Annotated in this window: 19 protein-coding genes and 3 pseudogenes; 15 read left to right on the top strand and 7 right to left on the bottom strand. The window is 68.0% G+C overall.

The features are described 5' to 3' along the window. Nucleotides 1–495: 495 nt before the first annotated feature. The 5 genes and pseudogenes from ABZ098_RS39310 (at nt 496) to ABZ098_RS39290 (ending at nt 7,213) form a co-directional block, all read left to right on the top strand. A complete protein-coding gene (locus ABZ098_RS39310) occupies nt 496–1,023 on the top strand; it encodes a hypothetical protein (protein ID WP_356598809.1) in 528 nt (175 codons plus the stop codon). A gap of 83 nt (nt 1,024–1,106) precedes the next feature. After that, nucleotides 1,107–2,654 carry an FG-GAP-like repeat-containing protein gene (locus ABZ098_RS39305; RefSeq protein WP_356598807.1) on the top strand — a complete coding sequence of 516 codons (1,548 nt, stop codon included), beginning with the start codon at nt 1,107–1,109 and terminating at the stop codon, nt 2,652–2,654. 200 nt (nt 2,655–2,854) lie between these two features. Further along, on the top strand, nt 2,855–4,723 hold the full coding sequence (locus tag ABZ098_RS39300; RefSeq protein WP_356598805.1) for a trypsin-like serine protease: 1,869 nt from the start codon (nt 2,855–2,857) through the stop codon (nt 4,721–4,723). Between the two features lie 425 nt (nt 4,724–5,148). Continuing rightward, on the top strand, nt 5,149–6,318 hold the full coding sequence (locus ABZ098_RS39295; protein ID WP_356598803.1) for a trypsin-like serine protease: 1,170 nt from the start codon (nt 5,149–5,151) through the stop codon (nt 6,316–6,318). Nucleotides 6,319–6,628: 310 nt separating this feature from the next. Beyond that, nucleotides 6,629–7,213: pseudogene (locus tag ABZ098_RS39290) on the top strand (DinB family protein). 61 nt (nt 7,214–7,274) lie between these two features. Here the strand turns inward: ABZ098_RS39290 and ABZ098_RS39285 are convergent. Continuing rightward, nucleotides 7,275–8,213 carry an AraC family transcriptional regulator gene (locus ABZ098_RS39285; protein ID WP_356598801.1) on the bottom strand — a complete coding sequence of 313 codons (939 nt, stop codon included), beginning with the start codon at nt 8,211–8,213 and terminating at the stop codon, nt 7,275–7,277. Nucleotides 8,214–8,295: 82 nt separating this feature from the next. Here ABZ098_RS39285 and ABZ098_RS39280 point away from each other — a divergent pair, with 82 nt between their 5' ends. The 6 genes and pseudogenes from ABZ098_RS39280 to ABZ098_RS39255 all read left to right on the top strand — a co-directional run bounded on the left by ABZ098_RS39280 (nt 8,296) and on the right by ABZ098_RS39255 (nt 12,624). Further along, a complete protein-coding gene (locus ABZ098_RS39280) occupies nt 8,296–9,132 on the top strand; it encodes an NAD(P)H-binding protein (RefSeq protein WP_356598799.1) in 837 nt (278 codons plus the stop codon). A gap of 347 nt (nt 9,133–9,479) precedes the next feature. Continuing rightward, nucleotides 9,480–9,761: pseudogene (locus tag ABZ098_RS39275) on the top strand (helix-turn-helix domain-containing protein); the annotation flags it as partial. Nucleotides 9,762–9,828: 67 nt separating this feature from the next. After that, the gene (locus ABZ098_RS39270) at nt 9,829–10,182 is read left to right on the top strand and encodes a hypothetical protein (protein WP_356599015.1); all 354 of its coding nucleotides are present in this window, start codon (nt 9,829–9,831) and stop codon (nt 10,180–10,182) included. Further along, a complete protein-coding gene (locus ABZ098_RS39265; protein WP_356599001.1) occupies nt 10,179–10,544 on the top strand; it encodes a transposase in 366 nt (121 codons plus the stop codon). Before ABZ098_RS39270 ends, ABZ098_RS39265 begins: the two co-directional genes overlap by 4 nt. Nucleotides 10,545–10,922: 378 nt before the next feature. Then, entirely contained in the window at nt 10,923–11,315 is a 393-nt protein-coding gene (locus tag ABZ098_RS39260; protein WP_356598797.1) for a hypothetical protein, read from the top strand. Between the two features lie 865 nt (nt 11,316–12,180). Continuing rightward, the gene (locus ABZ098_RS39255) at nt 12,181–12,624 is read left to right on the top strand and encodes a nuclear transport factor 2 family protein (RefSeq protein WP_356598795.1); all 444 of its coding nucleotides are present in this window, start codon (nt 12,181–12,183) and stop codon (nt 12,622–12,624) included. Nucleotides 12,625–12,898: 274 nt separating this feature from the next. Here ABZ098_RS39255 and ABZ098_RS39250 read toward each other — a convergent pair whose 3' ends face one another. Beyond that, entirely contained in the window at nt 12,899–13,513 is a 615-nt protein-coding gene (locus tag ABZ098_RS39250) for a DUF4352 domain-containing protein (RefSeq protein ID WP_356598793.1), read from the bottom strand. A gap of 180 nt (nt 13,514–13,693) precedes the next feature. Between ABZ098_RS39250 and ABZ098_RS39245 the strand changes: the two genes are divergently transcribed. Beyond that, nucleotides 13,694–14,671 carry a hypothetical protein gene (locus ABZ098_RS39245; RefSeq protein WP_356598791.1) on the top strand — a complete coding sequence of 326 codons (978 nt, stop codon included), beginning with the start codon at nt 13,694–13,696 and terminating at the stop codon, nt 14,669–14,671. Nucleotides 14,672–14,745: 74 nt separating this feature from the next. Here the strand turns inward: ABZ098_RS39245 and ABZ098_RS39240 are convergent, their stop codons facing one another. Then, nucleotides 14,746–15,192: a hypothetical protein gene (locus ABZ098_RS39240; RefSeq protein ID WP_356598789.1), complete on the bottom strand. Its 447-nt coding sequence runs from the start codon at nt 15,190–15,192 to the stop codon at nt 14,746–14,748. 548 nt (nt 15,193–15,740) lie between these two features. On the opposite strand from ABZ098_RS39240, the pseudogene ABZ098_RS39235 reads away from it, so the two are divergent. Then, nucleotides 15,741–15,839 (top strand): annotated as a pseudogene (locus ABZ098_RS39235) (IS30 family transposase); the annotation flags it as partial. A 606-nt stretch (nt 15,840–16,445) separates the two neighbouring features. Here ABZ098_RS39235 and ABZ098_RS39230 read toward each other — a convergent pair. Continuing rightward, nucleotides 16,446–16,724, bottom strand: coding sequence for a GlsB/YeaQ/YmgE family stress response membrane protein (locus ABZ098_RS39230; protein WP_356598787.1), 279 nt, complete (start codon nt 16,722–16,724; stop codon nt 16,446–16,448). Between the two features lie 430 nt (nt 16,725–17,154). Here ABZ098_RS39230 and ABZ098_RS39225 point away from each other — a divergent pair, with 430 nt between their 5' ends. Together ABZ098_RS39225 and ABZ098_RS39220 are read left to right on the top strand one after the other, a co-directional pair. Continuing rightward, nucleotides 17,155–17,394 carry a hypothetical protein gene (locus tag ABZ098_RS39225; protein ID WP_356598785.1) on the top strand — a complete coding sequence of 80 codons (240 nt, stop codon included), beginning with the start codon at nt 17,155–17,157 and terminating at the stop codon, nt 17,392–17,394. After that, the gene (locus tag ABZ098_RS39220; protein WP_356598783.1) at nt 17,394–17,771 is read left to right on the top strand and encodes a toxin Doc; all 378 of its coding nucleotides are present in this window, start codon (nt 17,394–17,396) and stop codon (nt 17,769–17,771) included. The genes ABZ098_RS39225 and ABZ098_RS39220 overlap by 1 nt, the downstream gene beginning before the upstream one ends. Nucleotides 17,772–17,877: 106 nt before the next feature. Here the strand turns inward: ABZ098_RS39220 and ABZ098_RS39215 are convergent, their stop codons facing one another. From ABZ098_RS39215 to ABZ098_RS39205, 3 genes are all read right to left on the bottom strand, one after another. Then, nucleotides 17,878–18,612, bottom strand: coding sequence for an SDR family NAD(P)-dependent oxidoreductase (locus ABZ098_RS39215; RefSeq protein WP_356598781.1), 735 nt, complete (start codon nt 18,610–18,612; stop codon nt 17,878–17,880). A 545-nt stretch (nt 18,613–19,157) separates the two neighbouring features. Further along, the gene (locus tag ABZ098_RS39210; RefSeq protein ID WP_356598779.1) at nt 19,158–19,508 is read right to left on the bottom strand and encodes a cupin domain-containing protein; all 351 of its coding nucleotides are present in this window, start codon (nt 19,506–19,508) and stop codon (nt 19,158–19,160) included. Nucleotides 19,509–19,662: 154 nt separating this feature from the next. Then, on the bottom strand, nt 19,663–20,313 hold a 651-nt coding region (locus ABZ098_RS39205), incomplete at its 5' end, for an aldehyde dehydrogenase family protein (protein ID WP_356598777.1).

Below are 20,313 nucleotides of genomic sequence, written 5' to 3'. Positions count from 1 at the left end.
GTTCCCGGTGCCCCCAAAAGATGGAATGCCGACGGACGCGAAGTGGCGTGCGGTCGGGAGTACTTGTAGCTCGGGACCATATCAACTGTCTTTGCAGAGCGGGTCAATTAAGTAGTCCTGTTCTTTAACCCGCGTTCCCAGCACGTGCCCTGATGGATCATCAGAAGCTTCTTTACAGGAGCTTCACAAGTCTTGGTGCAACCTTTATGAAGTGTGACGGAGGTCATGAGTGGAGCGTGGTGAATGCCACGGTATGCGTGGTTTTAAGCGCTCGACCTCGGGGTGGCTTCGTGTTTGCATGATGAAGAGGATGGTGATCGCCGGGGCGAGGGCTTCTCGCTTTGGGGCGTAAGGGAGCCTCCTCCCGGGGGAGTTGGAACGCACTTGGCGAAGCGATGCCGATAAGGCGTTCCTGTGCACCCGAAAAGCGAGACCGGTGACGGATATCCGGCCTGCAGCGACGAACTTGGGGATGCAATGAAGCAATACAGCAGAATGTCCGTTAAGCCGCAGCGCAAGCGGATTGCGCTGCGCGCACTGGGCGCGGCGACGGTCGGCGCTCTGGCCTGGATCACGGCGACCACGGGCATCCCCGGCGGGGCCTCGCAGGAGGCGAACCCCACCGCCCTGGTCGCGGGGGAATCCCCCGGTTTCGCGGTGGAGAACTTCGACTACCCGCTGGCGGACAAGATCCTGGCCGAGAAGAAGATCCTCCTCAAGCGCGGCGACGGGCACATCACCCTGGCCGACTGTGCGAGCGGGACCGGTCTCCTGGAGATCATGGCCCGCGACAAGGCGGACAAGATCTGCTTCAAGGTGGTGGGCAGCTCCGGCTGGCTGACCCTGGAGATCCCCGCGGTCTACGCGATCAAGGGCAACGACTACACGACCGCGGTCGACATGACCGTGGGTAGCGAGGAGAAGTCGTTCGACATCCTCAAGAACTCCTGGACGCCGGTGGGTGAGGCCGCGGACACCGAGGGCCGCGATCACATGCTCGTCGAGATCAGGTCCTCCAAGTAACCGCAGTCAACATTGTCATGCCCACCGCAGCACGGTCCGATGCCCACCGGACTCGCAGCCCTCGTGTCTAGGAATCCACACTCATGCACCTCTCCAGACGTCATCGTCTCGCCGCGCTGGCCGCTGCCCTGCTCGCAGGTCCCGTCGTACTGGGTGCCGTTCCGGCCGCGACCACCACGGCTGCCGCGTTGAGCGGAGTCGACGCCCCGGCGCAGCTGAACTTCGTCGCGAAGGTCAATGTCGGTGAGCAGGCTGCCTGCACCGGCACCCTCGTGGACCCGCAGTGGGTACTGACCGCGGCCACTTGTTTCGCCGCGGACGGCAAGGTCTCCGCCGGGAAGCCTGCCGTGACCACCACTGTCACGGTCGGCCGTACCGACCTGACCCAGTCCGGCGGGAGTGTTCAGCAGGCTCTCTGGCTCGTTCCGCACGCCGACCGGGACCTGGTCCTGGTCAGGCTCGCCGCGCGGGTCACCGATCCCGCCGTCAAGCCGGTGCGGTTGGCGACGACGCCCGCGGTGGCGGGGGAGAAGCTGACGAAGGCCGGGTTCGGACGTACCAAGACCGAATGGGTGCCCGACAAGCTGCACGCCGGTACGTTCACCGTCGCCTCCACCACGAGCACGAGTGTGGACCTGGACGGCTCCGACGGTGCGACCGTGTGCAAGGGGGACGCGGGCGGTCCCGCGCTGCGCACCGTCGACGGCACGACCGAACTCGTCGCCGTCAACTCCCGCTCCTGGCAGGGCGGATGCCTCGGCATCGACCCCACCGAGACCCGTACCGGCGCCGTCGACACCCGCGTCGACGACCTGAGCAGCTGGGTCAAGGAAGTCTTCAGCCGGGAGAAGATCACCCCGGCGGACATCGACGGTGACGGCAAGGACGACCTGGTCCTGCAGCGCATCGACGGTTCCGTCGTCGTCCATCGCAACCTCGGAAACAGCTTCGGTGCCGGCACCGTCATGTCCGCCGGATGGAGCCGTTTCCTCACCGGCACTGACATGGGTCGTCTGTACTTCGCTGACATCACGGGTGACGGCAAGGGCGATCTCATCGTTCACGGCACGGACGGCAATGTCGCTGTTCGTAAGAACATGGGCACCTATTTTGACGGCGGGACTCACTGGAGTGCTGGTTGGGGCCGTTTCGTCACCGGTACCGACATGGGTCGTCTGTACTTCGCTGACATCACGGGTGACGGCAAGGCCGATCTCATCGTTCACGGCACGGACGGCAATGTCGCTGTTCGTAAGAACATGGGCACCTATTTTGACGGCGGGACTCACTGGAGTGCTGGTTGGGGCCGTTTCGTCACCGGCACTGACATGGGTCGTCTGTACTTTGCTGACATCACGGGTGACGGCAAGGCCGATCTCATCGTTCACGGTACGGACGGCAATGTCGCTGTTCGTAAGAACATGGGCACCTATTTCGACGGCGGGACTCACTGGAGCGCTGGTTGGGGCCGTTTCGTCACCGGTACCGACATGGGCCGCCTCCGCTTCGGCGATGCCACCGGTGACGGCAAGGCCGACTTGTTCGTCCACACGATCGCGGACGGCAAAGTCGCCGTTCGCAAGAACATGGGCACCTACTTCGACGGCGGCACCGTGATGCTCACCCTCTGACGAGAGCGATCCCTCTGGCGCCACGCTGGAGAAACCGGCCACGGCCACAGCTGACACTGCTCCGCCCCACCGCCCTCCGCACCGGAACCGAGCCTCGACGCCGGTCTGCCCCACATCGGCGTTCCGGTTCGGCGGGCGGTCTCGCTCATCACGGTGGCGACCGGCCGCTGGCAAACGACACTCCAACCCCAGGGACTCCCATGACCGTAAGACGTTCCCGATTGATGTGGGCGACCAGCACGGCAGTCGTCCTCGCCACCTTGGCGACCACCACCACGGCTTCCGCGTTGGGCGGAGTCGATGCCCCGGCGCAGCTGAACTCTGTCGCGAAGGTCAACGTCGGTGAACAGTCTGCCTGCACCGGCACGCTCGTGGATCCTCAGTGGGTCCTGACCGCGGCCACCTGTTTCGCCGCGGACGGCAAGCTCTCCGCCGGGAAGCCTGCCGTGACCACCACCGTCACGGTCGGCCGCACCGACCTGACCCAGGCCGGCGGGAGTGTCCAGCAGGCTCTGTGGCTCGTTCCGCACGCCGACCGGGACCTGGTCCTGGTCAGGCTCGCCGCCCGGATCACCGATCCCGCCGTCAAGCCTGTGCGGTTGGCGACGACGCCCGCCGTGGCGGGGGAGAAGCTGACGAAGGCGGGATTCGGTCGCACCAAGACCGAGTGGGTGCCCGACAAGCTGCACGCCGGTACGTTCACCGTCGCCTCCACCACGAGCACGAGTGTGGACCTGGAGGGCTCCGACGGTGCGACCGTGTGCAAGGGTGACGCCGGCGGCCCCGCGCTGCGCACCGTCGACGGTACGACCGAACTCGTCGCCGTCAACTCCCGCTCCTGGCAGGGCGGATGCCTCGGCATCGACCCCGCCGAAACCCGTACCGGCGCCGTCGACACCCGCGTCGACGACCTGAGCAACTGGGTGGCCTCCACCGTCGCCGTCCCCCGCGTCACCGACCACACCGGGGACGGCAAGTCCGACGTCGCGTACCTGTACAACTACGGGACCAACGCCGACGGCACCAACCACACGGCCCTGTGGCTGCAGACCTCCACCGGCACCGGCTTCAACGGGCCGGCGAAGTCGTGGGACTCCGGCACTGACTCCTGGGACTGGAACCGCAGCAAGACGGTGTCCGGCGACTTCAACGGTGACGGCCTTGCTGACGTAGGAGTCCTCTACAAGTACGCCAACACCTCCGACGGACGCGGTCACACCGCGCTGTGGACCTTCACCTCGACCGGTAGCGGATTCAAAGCGCCGGTCAAAGTGTGGGACTCCGGCGAGGGTTCGTGGACGTGGGACAATTCCGCCCCGGTGGCAGGGGACTTCAACGGTGACGGTCTTGCTGACGTTGGCGTCCTCTACAAGTACGCGAACACCTCGGATGGGCGTGGTCACACGGCGCTGTGGACCTTCACCTCGACGGGTGCCGGCATGAGCGCACCGGTGAGGAAGTGGGATTCCGGCGAGGGTTCGTGGACGTGGGACAATTCCGCCCCGGTGGCAGGGGACTTCAACGGTGACGGTCTTGCTGACGTTGGCGTCCTCTACAAGTACGCGAACACCTCGGATGGGCGTGGTCACACGGCGCTGTGGACCTTCACCTCGACGGGTGCCGGTATCAGCGCACCGGTGAGGAAGTGGGATTCCGGCGAGGGTTCGTGGACGTGGGACAATTCCGCCCCGGTGGCAGGGGACTTCAACGGTGACGGTCTTGCTGACGTTGGCGTCCTCTACAAGTACGCGAACACCTCGGACGGGCGTGGTCACACGGCGCTGTGGACCTTCACCTCGACCGGTGCCGGTATGAACGCACCGGTGAGGAAGTGGGATTCCGGCGAGGGTTCGTGGACGTGGGACAATTCCGCGCTGGTGGCGGGTGACTTCAATGGTGACGGGAAGTCCGACGTTGGCGCCCTCTACAAGTACGCCAACACCTCCGACGGACGCGGTCACTCGGCCTTGTGGACCTTCACCTCCACCGGTACCGGCATCAACGCACCCGTCAAGGCCTGGGACTCCGGCACGGGATCCTGGACCTGGGACCGGACCAAGGTCGCCTGACCACGCGTATGTCGCACCGGCATCGTGAAGAGGTGGTCCCGCGCGGACTGCGAGTCCTCACGGGACGCCACACCGGGTGCCCAGGACCACACGTCCACTGAACTCATCACCACCGAAGACACCGGAGACCTGGAAGCCAGCGCCGCCGGGTGTGCGGCCGCTCCTCGCGGCCGTACGCCGTACGTCAGGCTGCCAGGTTTCGCGGTACGACACCGAACCCCCGCCGGACACACAGAGGGCATCTCATGACCACCACGTGTTGGAGTGGACAGCGGTGGGCGTGAGCGCGGGACCCGGAGCGACGCGAGCACAGGCTCGCCGAGCTCAGTTCCGCCAAGCAGCAACCTCACCGGCGCCTCTGCTCCCTCCCTGCGGGGGCTCGTCGAACGCGTGAGCCACACGTCTCCCACCAAGGAACCAAGGTCATGCCACACCTCAGAGACCGTCGCCTCGCCCCCTTCACCAGAGCATTCACCACGCGCCTCGCCGCAGCACTCGGCGCCGCGCTGCTGGCGCTGAGCGCCACCCCCGCGAACGCCGTCATCGGCCCCGCCGCGGTCGACGGCGCGCTCGCGTTCACCACCCGCCTTGAGATCGGCGACGGCCAGAAGGCCTGCTCCGCCGCGCTGGTAGACCCGTACTGGCTGCTCACCGCCACCAGCTGTTTCGCCGACAACCCGGACGCGAGCCTCGCCATACCCACCGGCGCGCCCAAGCTCAAGACCACCGCGACCATCGGCCGCACCGACCTCGCGACCTCCGGCGGCGAGACCCGCACCGTCGTGGAACTCGTCGCACACCCGTCACGGGACGCCGTCCTGGCGCGGCTCAGCCGCCCCGTCACCACCATCACGCCCGTGAGTTTGGCCGCCGCCGCGGCCACGCCCGGCGAAAAGCTGACGGTGGCCGGCTACGGCCGCACCGCCACCGAATGGGCCCCGCTGCGCCTGCACAGCGGCACCTTCGCCGTCGAATCGGTCGCCGCGGAGACGGTCGCCACCACCGGCGAGAACGGCGCGAGCGTCTGCATGGGCGACACCGGCGGCCCGGCCGTGCGCCTGGCCGACGGCAAGGCCGAGCTGGTCGCGGTCAGCAGCAGATCCTGGCAGGGAGGCTGCTTCGGCACCGATCCGGCCGTGACCCGGACCGGCGCGGTCAGCACCCGTGTGGACGACCTGCGCTCCTGGGTCGGCTCCACTGTCGCCGTTCCCGCTGCGGCTGCGGCCGGTACCTGGCGTGCTTACGGCAACACGAACCCGATCACTTCCAGCTCCAGCACATGGCGTTGCGCCGGCAGTAAGACGATCGCCACCGGCGTGATCGCGCAGGCCTGTGCGATCAGGTCGGCCAACGGAAGCGGGGTCCAGGCAGCGGTGATCGTGCGCAACAACCAATCCAGCCTTTATGGTGCGCAAGCGCGTATGGATCTGTATACCGCCTCGGGCACGCACTTGGGCGATTGGAAGTGCCCGTCCTCGGGGGTCGGGGCGAACTCCTGGTCGGTCTGCTTCGGAACAACCCTCGCGGAGAGCAGCCAGGTGAATTCGTTCGGATCGCTCAACGGCGCCTATCTCGGCCTGTCATCGAACGCCTGAACCGGGGCAGATCGCCCCGAAGGGCCGAGGGCTGGCACGCGGTGGGCTGACTCGACTTCGGCGGAGGGCGTGAGCTGAACCGAGCCGGCCCGCGCTGCGGAAGTCTGCGGTTCACGGGCCCCCGTAACTGCTTGACATTCGTGCCGACCGCCTCGGCGTCGTCGAGCCGGTCCTCCGCGTGCCAGACCTCGGCGAGGCATCTCACTCGATCCGGTTCAGCAGCCGGTGGAGGCGGTCCGGCCTGGCATGTCGTTGCGGACCACCTACGAGATCTTGAGACAGCGGGCAGCCCATGGCAGGCTCACGCCGCATGATCGATGAGTTCGCGAAAGACAACCTGCACGGGAGATTGCGGCGGGACCGCGACGCGCTGCTCTGGAAACTAGACGGCTTGTCCTAATACGACGCCCGCCGACCTTTGACAGCGTCCGGGACCAACCTCCTGGGCCTGGTCAAACACGTGGCCACGGTCGAGGCCAGGTACTTCGGCGAGGTCTTCGACCGCCCTTCTCCGGAACCGCTGCCCCGGTGGCAGGACTACAACGGCAGCGATCTGTGGGCGACCGAGGACGAGACCCGCGATCAGATCATCGGGTTCTACCGGCGCACGTGGGAACACTCGGACGCGACGATAAGCGAGCTTCCCCTCGACGCCCCCGGCCGTGTGCCGTGGTGGCCGGAGCCGTATCCCAACACGAACCTGTTCGCCGTCATGGTCCATGTTCTCGGCGAGACCATCCGGCATGCCGGGCACGCAGACATCCTGCGCGAGAGCCTCGACGGCCGGACCGGGGTACGTGCCGAAAACGAGCAGCAGATCGACGAGGCAGCCCGTGCAGCCTACTGCGCGAAGGTCGAGCAGGCCGCCAGGGCGGCCGCACCGATCCAGGCTTAGTGGTTGGCGCCGTAAGTCCTTCGGGGGTTGACCTTGAGGCCGGGCGTCGGCGTGCCCGCTGTCAGTCCTTGGCTCGTGTCTCGCTGGTTCGGTGTTCGCTCGGGCTGATGCCGCGCACCCTTTTGAATGTGGTGCTGAGGGCGAAGGCGCTAGAGAAGCCGACCTTGCCGGCCACGGCGCCGACTGTCGCGCCGGGCTCGCGCAGCAGGTCGGCGGCGAGGGCGAGCCGGTGCTCGCGCAGATAGGTCATCGGCGGCTGGCCGACCAGGGTGGTGAAGCGCCGGGCCAGCGCCGCGCGTGAGACGCCTGTTTTCGCCGCCAGGGTCTCGACGGTCCAGGGGTGGGCGGGGTCGGCAGTCAGCAGCCGTAGCGCCGGTCCGACGACAGGGTCGCCATGTGCGCGGTACCAGGCGGGGATCTGGGCGCCGGGGCGGGTGAACCAGGAGCGCAGGGCGGTGATGAGCATCAGGTCCAACATCCGGTCGAGCATGGCCTGTCTGCCCGGCTCGGGGCGGGTGACGTCCTCGAACGCTGCCGCGCTGACCGGGCAGGGCCCCTGCCCCGCCCGGACGACGGCGAGTGCGGGCAAGGCGGCCAGCAGCTGTCCGGGCACACCTCGGTCCACCGTGTACAGGCCGTTCAGCAGTACCGTGCCGCCGCCCTGGGTGGTGCGTGTGTCCTGTCCGTCCACGGTCGTGCAGCGGCCACCGGGACCGATCATCACGCCCGGCTCGGTGGCCGGATCGTCCGCGATCACGTACGGAGTGCCGCCGCTGAGTACCGCCACGTCCCCAGGGCCTAGAAGCACCGGCTCACCCTCCTGGGGAAGCACCCAGACGGGGCCTTGCAGCGACACGGCCAGGGCGAGCGGCGAGCCATCCTCGAAGCGCACTGCCCAGGTGCCGCAGAGCGTCGACCGGTTGAAGACCGCCCCGACGGTGCGTACGCCGTTCAGCAGCTCGGTCAGCGGGTCCGCGCCGGTCGGAGTCTGGGGATCCATGCAGGTCAGCGTAGACGAATGCGTATGGACGCGAGCGCGCTCGCCATGTCCGCCGCCGGTGGCGGCTGGTTCGCTGGAGGGCATGAGCAACGAGACGATTCTGGTGACCGGCGCCACCGGCAAGACCGGCCGCCGCGTGCTGCGGCAACTGAAGGACCGTGGAGTTCCGGCGCGGGCCGCCTCCCGCTCCGCGGAGGTGCGCTTCGACTGGAGCGATCGCACCACCTGGGAGCCGGCACTGAGCGGGGTGGGCGGGGTGTATCTGGTCGCTCCTGATCTCGGGAGCGCGCAGGCTGCCGACGACATCGCCGCCTTCGCCCGCCAGGCTTTCGAGGCCGGGGTGCGTCGGGCGGTGCTGGTCTCCTTTCCCGACACCGGCGCCCCGGGCCTGGAGCACGCGGTGACGGCCGAGCAGTCGCTGGGCCAGGCGGGTCTGGAGGCCACGGTGCTCCGGCTGCGGTGGTTCTTCCAGAACTTCAGCGAGGACTTCCTGCACGGCGCCGTTCTGTCCGGTGACGTGCGGCTGCCGGCCGGAGACGGCACGGAGGCGTTCGTCGATGCCGAGGACATCGCCGCCGTCGCGGTCGCCGCCTTGACCGAGACCGGGCACGCCGGAGCGACGTACGAGCTGAGCGGCCCGCAGGCGATGTCGTTCGCCGACGCCGTTGCGCAGATCGCCGACGCAACCGGCCGCGACATCCGCTACACCCCGCTGTCGCCCGAGGAGTACGCCGCCGAGCAGCGTGCGCACGGTGTGCCCGAAGAATGGGTGCAGCTGACCGTGGACCTGTATGCCCAGATCCACGTCGGCGCTCTGGCCTCGGTCACCGATGACGTGGAGAAGGTGCTCGGCCGCCGGCCCCGGGCCTTCGCCGACTACGCCCGTACCGCCGCTGAAGCAGGAGTCTGGGACATCTGACGTGTTCTGCCCACAGGTCTCACCTTCCCGGTGAGCAGATGCGCGTGCTCGGGACGGCCCAGCAGCAGCGCCTTGCAGGATGCCGCCCATGGCCGGGCAGGTGCCGCACCAGAAGTCCTCCTGGACGACGGCTGCCCGCCGCCCGGCCGGCGGTGCGGGCGGCGTAGCACCGGGCCCGCCTCCGAGAACGGCGACGCCGAAATGCACTTCCGGTGCGTCCACGGCGCGGTGCCTTCTGCCGGTCGGGGGAGGACGGTCCGCTTCTCGTGAACGGTTCTCCCGCGTTGCCTCTCGCTTCCGCACGCCCGATCTTCCTCACTGCCTCCGGGCGTGAGCGGTTGAAGAAGATGGCCTACGGCCACAAGACCGAGCACAGGCTGCGGGTACGCGCGCAGGTCGTCCTGCACGCGACGCGGGGGCACTCCAACACGCGGATCGCACACGAGACGGGCCTGCACCTGGACACAGTTCGCGCCTGGCGTGGCCGGTTCGTCGACGGCGGTCCGCCGGTCCTGGCCGACCGCACGCGCTCCGGACGTCCCGCCCGCTTCACACCCGTGCAGGTCACCGAGGCCAAGGCGCTGGCCTGCCAGTTGCCCGCCGAGACCAGCGTGCCGCTGGCACGCTGGTCCTGCCCAGAGCCTGGCCGCCGAGCTGAGCGCACGCGGGATCACCGACAGCGTCCCCGCCTCAACGGTGCGCCGCTGGCTGCACGAGGACGCGCTCAAGCCTTGGCAATACCGGTCATGGATCTTCATCCGCGACCCCGGCTTCCGCACGAAGGCCCAGCGTGTTCTGGACCTCTACGACCGGACGTTCGAGGGCACACCGCTGGGCGAGGACGAATACGTGCTCTCCAGCGACGAGAAGACCTCCGTCCAAGCCCGCTGCCGTTGCCATCCGACCCTGGACCCGGGCAAGGCCCGGGCGATGCGCGTCAACCACGAGTACGACCGCGGCGGCGCACTGGCCTACCTCGCCGCTACGACGTCCACCGCGCGAAGGTCTTCGGCCGGTGCGAACCCAAGACCGGCATCGTTCCCTTCATGAATCTGGTCGAGCAGGTCATGACCACGGAGCCCTACGCCAGCGCGAAACGCGTCTTCTGGGTCGTCGACAACGGCTCCTCCCATCGCGGCCGGCGGGCAATCGACCGCCTGAACGGCAGGTTTTCGAACGCCGTCATGGTCCACACCCCAGTCCACGCCTCCTGGACGAACCGGATAGAAATCTTCTTCTCCATCGTCCAGCGCAAGGTCGTCCGACCGAACGACTTCACAGACCTCGCTCAGGTCCGGGACCGGCTCCGAGCATTCGAAGACCGCTACAACGCCACGGCACAGCCGTTCCAGTGGAGGTTTACCACCTCCGACCTGGACGATCTACTGGCCCGGCTCGACCTGGCAGCCTGATCAACCCCCGAAGGACTTCCGCCGCAGACCACTTAGGTTCCGCGCGTTCCGAACGGGTCAGCGACTGCTCCTGGTCGGGCGACTGGCCATCAAGACACGACGTCACAGGGGTGTCGCGCCCCCGACCGGTACAGGTTGCGGGGGACAGGTGTTACCGCGTCCCCGTGGGCGCCAGGCCGCTCTTCTCCCGTACGGCATGGGTCTCAACGGCACCGTCCGTACTCAGCTCTGCTGCCCGAGCCGGTTCTCCGAACCCCGCAACACCTGCCTCACGAGGTCGATGTCAGTGCCGTACTGAACAATGCGCAGAAAGCGAGATCAAGATCGCCCGCACCGGGTAGGCGATCTTGCGTCCCCGCGGCAGAAAGGCCACCGTTGATGCAGTCCACGTCCGGCACCCAGGTAGGTCTGACGACGCTCCTGCCTTATCGCAGCCGATCCTCCACACCGGTCGGTGCCACGGCCGTCGACGTGCTGCGCATCATGTCCGACCCCCGCACCCCCGTCTTCCTGACGGTGCACGCCGACGGCCGCCGCAGGTACAGCTACTGGCAGCCGTTCGACCCGGCCACCGGTAGGGGGAGCTGCTACGTGGCCCTGCCCACCGCCGACTGCGACGCGCTGCACTTTGCGGCGAGGATCAGCCTCGGCGAACCCGTGGTCGATCCGGCCAGGACGACCTACCGCGTACGCCCCGTCCGTACGCCGGCCGCTCGCGTACCTCCCGTACGTCCGGTACGCAGCGTGCCCCAGCGAGCGCGCGTGGCCTGACCGGCAGGCGGGGCCTGGCTGCGACGGCGCGATGGCCGGAGCGCTGTTTCTCTCCTGTCCGATGGGAGCGGCGCGGGGCTGCGCTGGCAGGTACGGCGGTAGGTGTCCGGAGGACACCGGCCGTGCGGCTGAAGTGCCCTCGCAGTGTCGTGTGTTGATGGACGGCGGAGAGCGAGGGAGGATCACCGCTGCCGGCTCTTCGCGGTGGACACGTATGTGACGGCTCCGGCGTTGTGCGGGGGACGGGTGTCTCCTCTGTGGAGGGGGGGACGGATTGTCGGGGTCGGTCGGCGGGGTTCGACGTCCCGCCAGGCCGCGCGCCGTGATGAACAGCCCGGGCGGGCACTCTGTTGCGCGGGCTTCATCGACGCTCACGTTCTGGTCGGCGCGATCGTGAACCGCCTGTGTGTGCCTGGGACCGGGGCTCTCAGCGGGCCATCGACATCGCGGCGGTCGCGGCCTCGCGTACGGCCCGCACGGCCGGGTGGTCGCGGTGCTCGATGTGGGGCTGGGCCATGTGCAACCGCGCGGCGGCCCTGCCGGCCTCCGCACGATCAAGCTCATACTCTCATCGCCTGCGCCCAGTTGGGCGGATCTTGTTGATGCCACCCTGGAGCACCGCTGCGCCGTCCGGAACGACCACCGGCACGGTCGACGGTGGCAACGCGACCGGGGGAGAAGCACCGCTGCGCGTTCATTTCACGGCAGCGGACTTGGCACTCGTGCACCTAGGGCCTGTATCGAAAGTGGATCTTGGTGATGTACCTGTCTTACTTCACAGGTAATGGTTTCAGCCTCCCTGCGTCGGCAAGATTGGCGATCTCTCCGCGTCGACGGGACGCGGGCCAGGACGGAAGGGTCAGCCATGTCCATAGCCGCACCTGCGAACACGCGCACCGTGGTTGAAGAGCTGCTGCGCAGGATCGGTGAGGGCGACCCCGAGCGCATTGCCGAGCTGTATGCCGAGCAGGGCGATTGGAAGCTGGACTGGCCGGAGGCCGAGCATGGTCGTGCCGCCACGCCGTGGATCCGTCACCGCTTCACCCGGGCGGACGCGGTCGCTCACTATCGCGAGCTTGCCGAGCACCACATGCCGGAGCATGCGGCGACCGAGGTCGAGCGCATCCTCATCGACGGTAACGACGCGGTCGTGCTCGGCGAGATCCGCCAGACCGCCCGGCCCACCGGACGTGCGTATCGCGCGCGGTTCGCTCTGCACCTCACCGTCGAAGACGGCCTTGTCACCCGGCACCATGTCTACGAGGACAGCCTCGCCGTCGCCCAGGCGTTCGAGGCGGAGGATCAGTGAAGGGCCACAGGCCGATCGCGAAGGTGCTGGTCACAGCCACCCGTTGATCGCTGTGATGAGGACGGTACGCACGTGCGCCAGCCGGAGGACCGCGACCGGCATCTCGGCGGACGCGGAGTGCGGCTGATCCCCTCGCACTTCTGCTGGAATACGCACAACTCTGGGCGTGCCGGGTGTCGCCTGGTGACTCCTATCGCGCGGTCGGCTCCTGTCGTCTCCACAGGTACGGCCCCGCCGCGACGCAGAAAGTCCCCGCGAGCAGGGCTGATGGCGTTCAGGCGGGAAGCTCCACCTTGAAGGCAGCGTCGGCGTCGGGGTCCTCCGTACCGGCGTAACTCACGACTCCGCCACGTCGGCCGACGTCGAGGATGAGATATCCCGTGACGGACTGGCCCGGCTTGTACGAGGTGTCGAGACTCCGCCCGTCGCCGACGCCCTCCAGAGTTGAGGCGTCCTGAGCGGCTGTTTTGTCGTCTTCCCACTCCATGACGCCGTACGTCATGATCTCCGCGGGAGCGTCGCCGACGTTCTTCAGCGTGAGCGTCAGCTTGACGAACTGCCCGTTCTCCGGCTGGTTTCCCGTGTCGACCTCGGCCGGCGTCACGTACTCCGCACTGACGACCGTGGTCCTCATGTGCGTCGTCACCTTGAAGTTCTCGCCCAGATCGTCCGTCTCGCCGTACGCCCAGGTGCCCGACTGACCCACCTTCAGGACCGGGACCGCGGATGAGGACGCCGTCGCTGATGGCTGCTCCTCAACTGCCGGCCCCGTTGAAGCGGACGCCTTCGGGGTGGCTTTGTCGTCAGATCCCCCCGCGGTACACCCCGCCAGAAGCACGGCGGATATCAGAACTGCCGGCGCACAGGCACGGCGTACGTAGGCGCGCATGGCGCATCCCCCCATGATTCGGTGGCTCCCCTGGCCACACGGAGCAGCAAGCGTAGGGCATTGCCGACGGCGGCTGATGAGAGGGCCGTTGGCCGCTGCCGTCGGAGGTCGTCGCCTCGAGGTCTCGCGCTCACCGATCCTGGCTGTCGGTGAGCGCGAGCTGGGCGCTAGCCTCGGCGGATGACTCCTGTACGTGCTCCGAAGGTGATCACACGTCATCGCGACGGGTGGATCCATGCCTATGCGCTGGAATCCGGTGCTCTCGGGGCGCTGGAGCCCGTCGCGGTGTTCCAGCCGCGGCCCGGCGACACGGTCGTGGAGTCGGCGGTCTCGTCCGATCTGGAGCGAGTCGTGTATACGACGTTGAACGGCGTCGTGTGCCTCACACGCAGCGGAGACCTGCTGTGGACATCGGACTTCGAGCCGCACTCGGAGCAGAGCCATGGCCACCGGCCCGGCTGTGCGCTGTCCTTGGACGGCCGGACCGTGTGGGTCTACCGGCCGGACGCGATGGCGGGCCGCGGGAGCGCAGACCAGTGGGTCGTGCACGACGCCTTCAGCGGGGCGGTCCTCGCACGCCGGGAGGTGGAGACCGTCGGGCACGGCGCCGGCCATCACGTGCACCCTGAGGACGGCAGCATCTACCTCGACATCGGTGAGGGCCAGGACGGCTCCGTCATCCTCAGGGGTGCGGCCGGGGCCGACGGCGAGGTGGAGTTCGTGAAGTACCCGTGGTGGGATCGCTGCCTGATCGATTTGGCGCCGGACGGGCAGCAGTTCATGACCGTCGACCACGGGCAGGCGGACGTCGCCTTCCACCGCCACCCCAGCGGGGACGTGCTCTTCGCTCTGCCCGTCGAGGCCTTCGGGTTCGACCCGGAGGAGACCTTCGTGGAGTGGAGCGGCGGCTACCTGACCCCCGACCTCGCCGTGGTCACACTCGGCGGTGAGGGCCAGGACGAGGAGGAGTGGTTTCGCTACTACCTGCTCGACGTGCGCACAGGCACGGTCAGCGGCGAGATCGCTGTCGAGGTGACCAACCCGTACGAACTGGTGCCCCTGGGCGACGGTTCATGGCTCACCGACGGTCCCGAGGGGAACCCGGTGCGCTCGTCGCACTCTTCGCTGCCCTCCTCACCGCCGCAGCCGGAACGTTGAGAGCTCGGCGCCCCCGCTCTTCGTTTCTGTGACAGAGAAGCTGCTGGTGAGCCCTTTCCAACTGCACGCGGGTATCAGTCGTCAGGCCACATCTGAGCGACCCACACCTCGAGGGGGTCCTCGTGAGGCTCCTCCGGTGGGAAGGGATCGAGTGCGACAGTGGCCTCCACGTGATCGCGGCCCCCACAGAGCAACCGCAACTGATAACGCCCCGGCCGGAGCGCGATCTCGCCATAGTCGACACCGCCCAAGTCGACGACGTACAGGTGCTCTCCCAGTGGGGCACGGAAGACTCGGACGTAATCCCAGGGACCTGCCGGCTCAGGCGCGGGTCCGTCCCAGACTTCCAAACGCACCAATGGGTAGAAGTCGTTGTCGCTGGACGTGAGGCTCCAGCCGTCTCCAGGAATCCGGACAATCTCGTCTTCCGCCGGTGCTTCTTCGAAGAAGATGGGGCCGACCTGGATGGTCCGGTAGAACACACGTGGACGCACATCAACCGAGTTGATCAGACTGGGCACTTACTCTCCTCGGCAGGCTGAACGAGCAGGCGCCGTCAGGCTAACTCCGGCGCGAGCCGAACGCTCTCGCCTTGTCACGCAAGAACGAGGAACAGCCCAACTCTCGGTAGCACGCGCCGTCTTGGCACATGCTTGGGCGGTACTGCGTCCATTTCCACGACCAGCCCGGCGCCATGTGTCCGGGAGGAGCCGTGATACCGGACTGGCTGTGACCTCGTCCCTTGGCGCCCGCATGGTGGCCTGGGTGACAAATGGCAGATCCGGCGCGACCTGGGTCTCAAGCAGCTCATCCAGCAGGACCTGGACCGACGCTGGGCTCCGGAGCAGACCAGCCGGGGGCTGCACGATGCCTTCCCGGGCGAGCGGGCTCGCCCCCTGGCCCACGAGACCGCCTACCTGTCGCACCGAGGCGGGCCGGCCTGGAACGCCAGCACGGCGTGCTGCGCACCGGCCGCTGTGCCCGGCGCCGTCATCGCCGCGCCGATGAACCTGCCATGCGCTTCAATGACCCGAGCACCCTGATCAGTCGGCTTCCGGCGAAGGCGACTGACCGCCAGGTCGCCGGACATGGGGAAGGCGACCTCATCGTCGGGAAGGGGCGTTGCCCGACCATCGGCACACCTGCCGACCGCACCACCCGCCACGTCAAGCTGAGCTGTGCACCGGCCGGACGGCCGTGACGCCCTGGTGCACGCCTTCCGACCTGCCCCGCCCCTCGCCCGCTCACTGACCTGGCTATGTCGCCCGGCTGGAGCACGTCGACACCAGCAACGGCCCGGACCTGCGGGTGCGGCTGACCGACGCGCCGGTGAAGGTAGGGAAGCGAGTGCCGGCGAATGTTCCACGAAGGGAGGTACGTCAGCCTCGGCAGGCTCAAGGGGCAACGAGGGAAGCCAGAATTACACCGTGCTTCACGGGTGTGCTCGGGGAGGGGTACATGTGACACGGGCCTCGACCAACATCATCCGCAACTGCGGAACACGTCCTTGGACGCCTCGCTGGGGCGCATCGAGCCCCGGGGCCGCGCGGCACCGCCCGACGCTGCGGGAGTCGTCGTCGAACTGCGGGGTGGTGCGGGGGCTTCGAGAGAGTGCACAGGGAGTGGTCACAACAGATGCGGGCCGCGGACGCGATGTCCGCGGCCCGCATCTGGGGGACCGCAACCCGTGGTGCACGGTGTTCGGCCGCGTCCCACGGGGTGCTCGCCTCAGCCGACCTGGCGTTTAACGGCGAGGTCGGCCGAGGTCGACACGTCAGGCGTGGCGGTGGGTCCGCCGGTTGCCGGTGACCAGTCGGTACAGCGCGAGCAGGATGAGAGAGCCGACGATGGCGGCTATCCAGGTCGACAGGTCGAAGAAACCGTCGATCGAGTCGACACCGAAGATCACCTTGCCGAGCCAGCCTCCGAGAAGACCGCCGACGATGCCGATCAGCATGGTGATGATGATGCCGCCCGGGTCCTTGCCGGGCAGCAGAAGCTTGGCGATGGCGCCGGCCAGCAGGCCGATCAGAATCCAGGCGATGATGCCCACGTCTCCTCCTCGTTCAGAAAAACCTTCCTCACCCGAATGCGCCCGAACGGGAAAGATAAACCTGGAATAAAGACGCAGGGCGTCCAGCGGCCGGGCCGTCACGCGCCCTGGCGTTGCCGGGCGAGGTGAAGCAAGAGTGCCCATGTGTACTCGGATCAAGCTGATGGGGTTGAGGTTCGGGGTGTCTGGAACGATGAGTCCGTGCACGCTGGTGATCAGGTCGCCGGTGGGCCGGGAGGAGGCCCCCGCGGGGCGCGCGGCAGCCCTGTGGGTGGGGCGCGGGCGACCGGTGAAGGACTACCTTCCTGTGCGCATCCGAGGTGCTGCGCCTCCAGGGTTCCTGCGTCGTGTCACGCCGGACGGACACGGCCCATCCAGCGGTACTGCTGACGGTTCCCACGCCCGGTACCTACTAGGTACCATCCGGTGTATGCCATCTCTGAACGTGCCGTTCACCGAGGAAGAACTCGAAGGCGTCCGCGCGGCCGCGGCCGCCGAGGGCAAGAGCCTCAAGCAGTACCTGCACGACCTCGGCGTCCGCGAGATGCAGCGCAAGCAGTTCATCACGGGCGCGAGCGCCTGGGCCGACCGGCTGCGCGACGAGTTCGACGACGCCTTCCCCGACGAGGTCCCCCCAGCCGAACGTCAGGGCGGGACTGCCGCCGCCTGATGCACCTGCACGTCGACGTCTCCTGGCTCCTGGACGTCCAGGAGGCCGCCCTCGGCTCCGAGGACATGTCCGTCGAGGACTACTCCGCCCTCGTCGCCGCCGTAGCCCGGCACAAGACCAAACTGCCCACCCTGCAGGCAGCCGACCCGGACGCGGCCTGGCGCGCGGCCGCGCTCATGCACACCATCGTGCGTCTGGAGCCGCTGCCGTTCCGCAACAGCCTGTTCGCCGCGTTCGTCGCGGCCCAGTACATGGACCAGTCCGGCGAGGGGATCGACCCGCCCTACGGCGCCCTGTCGGACCTCGTCCAGAAGATCCGGGACACGCGCCTGCGGGTCCCCGAGGCCGCCGACCGGATCCGCTCCTGGAGGATCTGAACGGGCGACTGCCGCCTGCGTGACCGGGAGGAAGCCTGGGCAACTCGCCCTGCCCGTGAGGAACCGGCGAGACCGACAAGGTGGCCTCGGGCAACCCGAGTCGGGCTCAGAAAGCCGTGTAGCCGCCGTCCACCGGAAGGACTGCGCCGGTGATGTACGACGACTCCGGGCCGGCGAGGAAGAGGACCGCGTCGGCGATCTCCTCGGGTGTGGCGAGCCGGCCGATCGGAATGGAGTCCTCGCGGGTGCGGCGGTAGGCGGCGGGATCGGGACGTCGCTGGAACGAAGCCTCGATGACCGGCGTCGCGGTCAGCCCGGGCGCCACCACATTGACGCGGATGTCATGGGGCGCCCATTCGATGGCGGCGCCGCGCGCCAGCGCGATGAGGCCGCCCTTGGCGGCGGAGTACAGGGTCTGGTTCGGCATGCCGACCATGGCGAGGCGCGAGCTGACGCACACCATCGACGTGCCCGAAGCCGCTGCCAGCGGCATCAGGTGCTTCATGACCAGGAACGCGCTCAGCAGATTGCTGTGCAGAACGTCGCGTGCGTCGTCGTAGCTGGTGTCCTGCAGGGGGCTGGATGCCTGGTGTCCGTGGCAAAGGACAACGACTTCGACCTCTCCCAGGTGGTCCGCCGCGCGGGCGGCGAGCTCGGAGACGAAGGTCTCGTCGTTGAGATCTCCGGGGAGGTAGACGTCCTCGGGATCCTTGTCGGGCAGATGGAGTCGCCGTCCGGTGAGCAGGAGGTTGGCGCCCTCGCGGCGGAAACGGGAGGCGACTGCCTGACCGATCCCGCTCGTCGCTCCGGTGATCACGGCGTTGACGTTCTGAAGTCTCATACGGGCCTCGTCGGGTCGGGACATCGGGTGGGCGGGGGCGGTCGGCTGCGGCCTCGCGGACGTGGCGGCGGTCTGTGCCGAGGTGGGGAGGTCGATGTCTCCGCCGGTTTCGGTCAGCAAAGGTTGGGTCCTTTGCTCGCAGGTGCGTCCGCTTCCCCCTCCCCTCAGCGGCCGTCACTACGACACCCACGAGCGTCGGATGCTCGCCCGGGGCAACGCCACCACCTCGGCGGTCCCTGTTCGGTAGCCGTGACCGTACGGCTCCCCCCCCGTCACCGGTTCCTCGACAGGCGTCGGTGGTCGGCGCGGTTCAGGGCGTCGTCCCGGGCCGGAGCACCGGCGCTGCACCGCCAGTCCTGGTGGCGTTGAGTCGACTTTCGCAAGCCGTCCCGGACGTCACCGCCGTCGCGGCAGCGCCCGTCCTCCGCCACCGCGCCGACCAGAGCGTCATTCCGGGTGCCGACCCGGGAGTACACAAGGCGTATATCTGCACCCGCCGGTCGGTATCGGTTGAGCGAGAGCGGCTGAGCGAGATCTGGGGGCTGTCACATGCCGATGCTGTACACCTTGCGGATCGTCTCCTTGACGTCCCAGCGGCCGGACCATCCCTTGGGCTGGACGATGACGTCGCCGGCGGAGATCTCGAAGGACTCGCCTGTGACGGCGTCGGTGATGATCGCGCGACCGCTCAGGATGTAGCAGGTCTCGGTGTCCTCACGCTCCTCAACGGGCCATCCGCCGGGCTGGGACTCCCAGACACCTGCCCGGACCGTCTCGTCGGTGTCGAAGCGGAGACGACCAAGCTGCGGGTCGCCGGAGTCCGCACCAGGGCGCTGGCCGATCGGCTCAAGATCTCCGGTGATCTTGGCGGCGGGAACATGGACGAAGGTCGGCATCAATGGATTCCTTGTCTTTGTAGATTTCTGTAAAGCGGCGCATCATCCTGTTCCGTCTTTGCCGATTTGCAGGGCGATACGCGTGACCTGAATCGTGCGGAGGTGCAACCTTGATCTCGGCGGGCGTGGGTCTCGGGGCCGTGATCGGCACGCGTTATGCCACAGGGACGGCGATGTACTTGTACTCGAGGAATTCGTCGATGCCGACGCGGCCGCCTTCGCGGCCCAGGCCGGACTGCTTGACGCCGCCGAAGGGGGCGGCGGGGTTGGAGACGAGTCCGGTGTTGAGGCCGATCATGCCGCTTTCCAGGCGCTCGGCGACACGCAGGGCGCGGTCCAGGTTCTGGGTGAACAGGTAGGCGGCCAGGCCGAATTCGGTGTCGTTGGCGGCGGTGATGGCCTCGTCCTCGTTGTCGAAGGTGCGGATCGCGGCGACGGGGCCGAAGATCTCGGTGTCGGTGATCGCGGAGTCGGGGGCGATGTGGGTGAGGAGGGTGGGCGGGTAGAAGCAGCCGGGCCCGTCGGGCAGTTCGCCGCCGGTCAGGACGGTGGCGCCGCGTTTGACGGCGTCGCGCACCAGGTCGTGGGCCTTGCTGCGGCCGGCCAGGTCGATGAGGGGGCCGACGTCGGTGCCCGGTCGGGTGCCGTCGCCGACCGTGAGGGCGGCCATGCGGGCGGTGAGGCGCTGGGCGAACTCGTCGGCCACGGAGGTGTGGACGTAGATGCGGTTGGCGGCGCAGCAGGACTCGCCCATGTTGCGCATCTTGGCGACCATGGTGCCTTCGACGGCCACGTCGAGGTCGGC

Origin of the sequence: Streptomyces sp. NPDC006335, assembly GCF_040612795.1 — a bacterium.
Taxonomy (GTDB): domain Bacteria; phylum Actinomycetota; class Actinomycetes; order Streptomycetales; family Streptomycetaceae; genus Streptomyces.
Note: the sequence above shows the minus strand (reverse complement) of the source record. Positions and strands in the feature narration are given on the sequence as shown.

Bases quoted from the DNA above. Each gene is read 5' to 3' on its own strand.
- ABZ098_RS39210 (WP_356598779.1), bottom strand. From the start codon at position 19,508: ATGCCGACCTTCGTCCATGTTCCCGCCGCCAAGATCACCGGAGATCTT.
- ABZ098_RS39245 (WP_356598791.1), top strand. From the start codon at position 13,694: ATGACTCCTGTACGTGCTCCGAAGGTGATCACACGTCATCGCGACGGG.
- ABZ098_RS39215 (WP_356598781.1), bottom strand. From the start codon at position 18,612: ATGAGACTTCAGAACGTCAACGCCGTGATCACCGGAGCGACGAGCGGG.
- ABZ098_RS39250 (WP_356598793.1), bottom strand. From the start codon at position 13,513: ATGCGCGCCTACGTACGCCGTGCCTGTGCGCCGGCAGTTCTGATATCC.
- ABZ098_RS39295 (WP_356598803.1), top strand. From the start codon at position 5,149: ATGCCACACCTCAGAGACCGTCGCCTCGCCCCCTTCACCAGAGCATTC.
- ABZ098_RS39310 (WP_356598809.1), top strand. From the start codon at position 496: ATGTCCGTTAAGCCGCAGCGCAAGCGGATTGCGCTGCGCGCACTGGGC.
- ABZ098_RS39220 (WP_356598783.1), top strand. From the start codon at position 17,394: ATGCACCTGCACGTCGACGTCTCCTGGCTCCTGGACGTCCAGGAGGCC.
- ABZ098_RS39285 (WP_356598801.1), bottom strand. From the start codon at position 8,213: ATGGATCCCCAGACTCCGACCGGCGCGGACCCGCTGACCGAGCTGCTG.
- ABZ098_RS39260 (WP_356598797.1), top strand. From the start codon at position 10,923: ATGCAGTCCACGTCCGGCACCCAGGTAGGTCTGACGACGCTCCTGCCT.
- ABZ098_RS39255 (WP_356598795.1), top strand. From the start codon at position 12,181: ATGTCCATAGCCGCACCTGCGAACACGCGCACCGTGGTTGAAGAGCTG.
- ABZ098_RS39305 (WP_356598807.1), top strand. From the start codon at position 1,107: ATGCACCTCTCCAGACGTCATCGTCTCGCCGCGCTGGCCGCTGCCCTG.
- ABZ098_RS39280 (WP_356598799.1), top strand. From the start codon at position 8,296: ATGAGCAACGAGACGATTCTGGTGACCGGCGCCACCGGCAAGACCGGC.
- ABZ098_RS39300 (WP_356598805.1), top strand. From the start codon at position 2,855: ATGACCGTAAGACGTTCCCGATTGATGTGGGCGACCAGCACGGCAGTC.
- ABZ098_RS39225 (WP_356598785.1), top strand. From the start codon at position 17,155: ATGCCATCTCTGAACGTGCCGTTCACCGAGGAAGAACTCGAAGGCGTC.
- ABZ098_RS39265 (WP_356599001.1), top strand. From the start codon at position 10,179: ATGAATCTGGTCGAGCAGGTCATGACCACGGAGCCCTACGCCAGCGCG.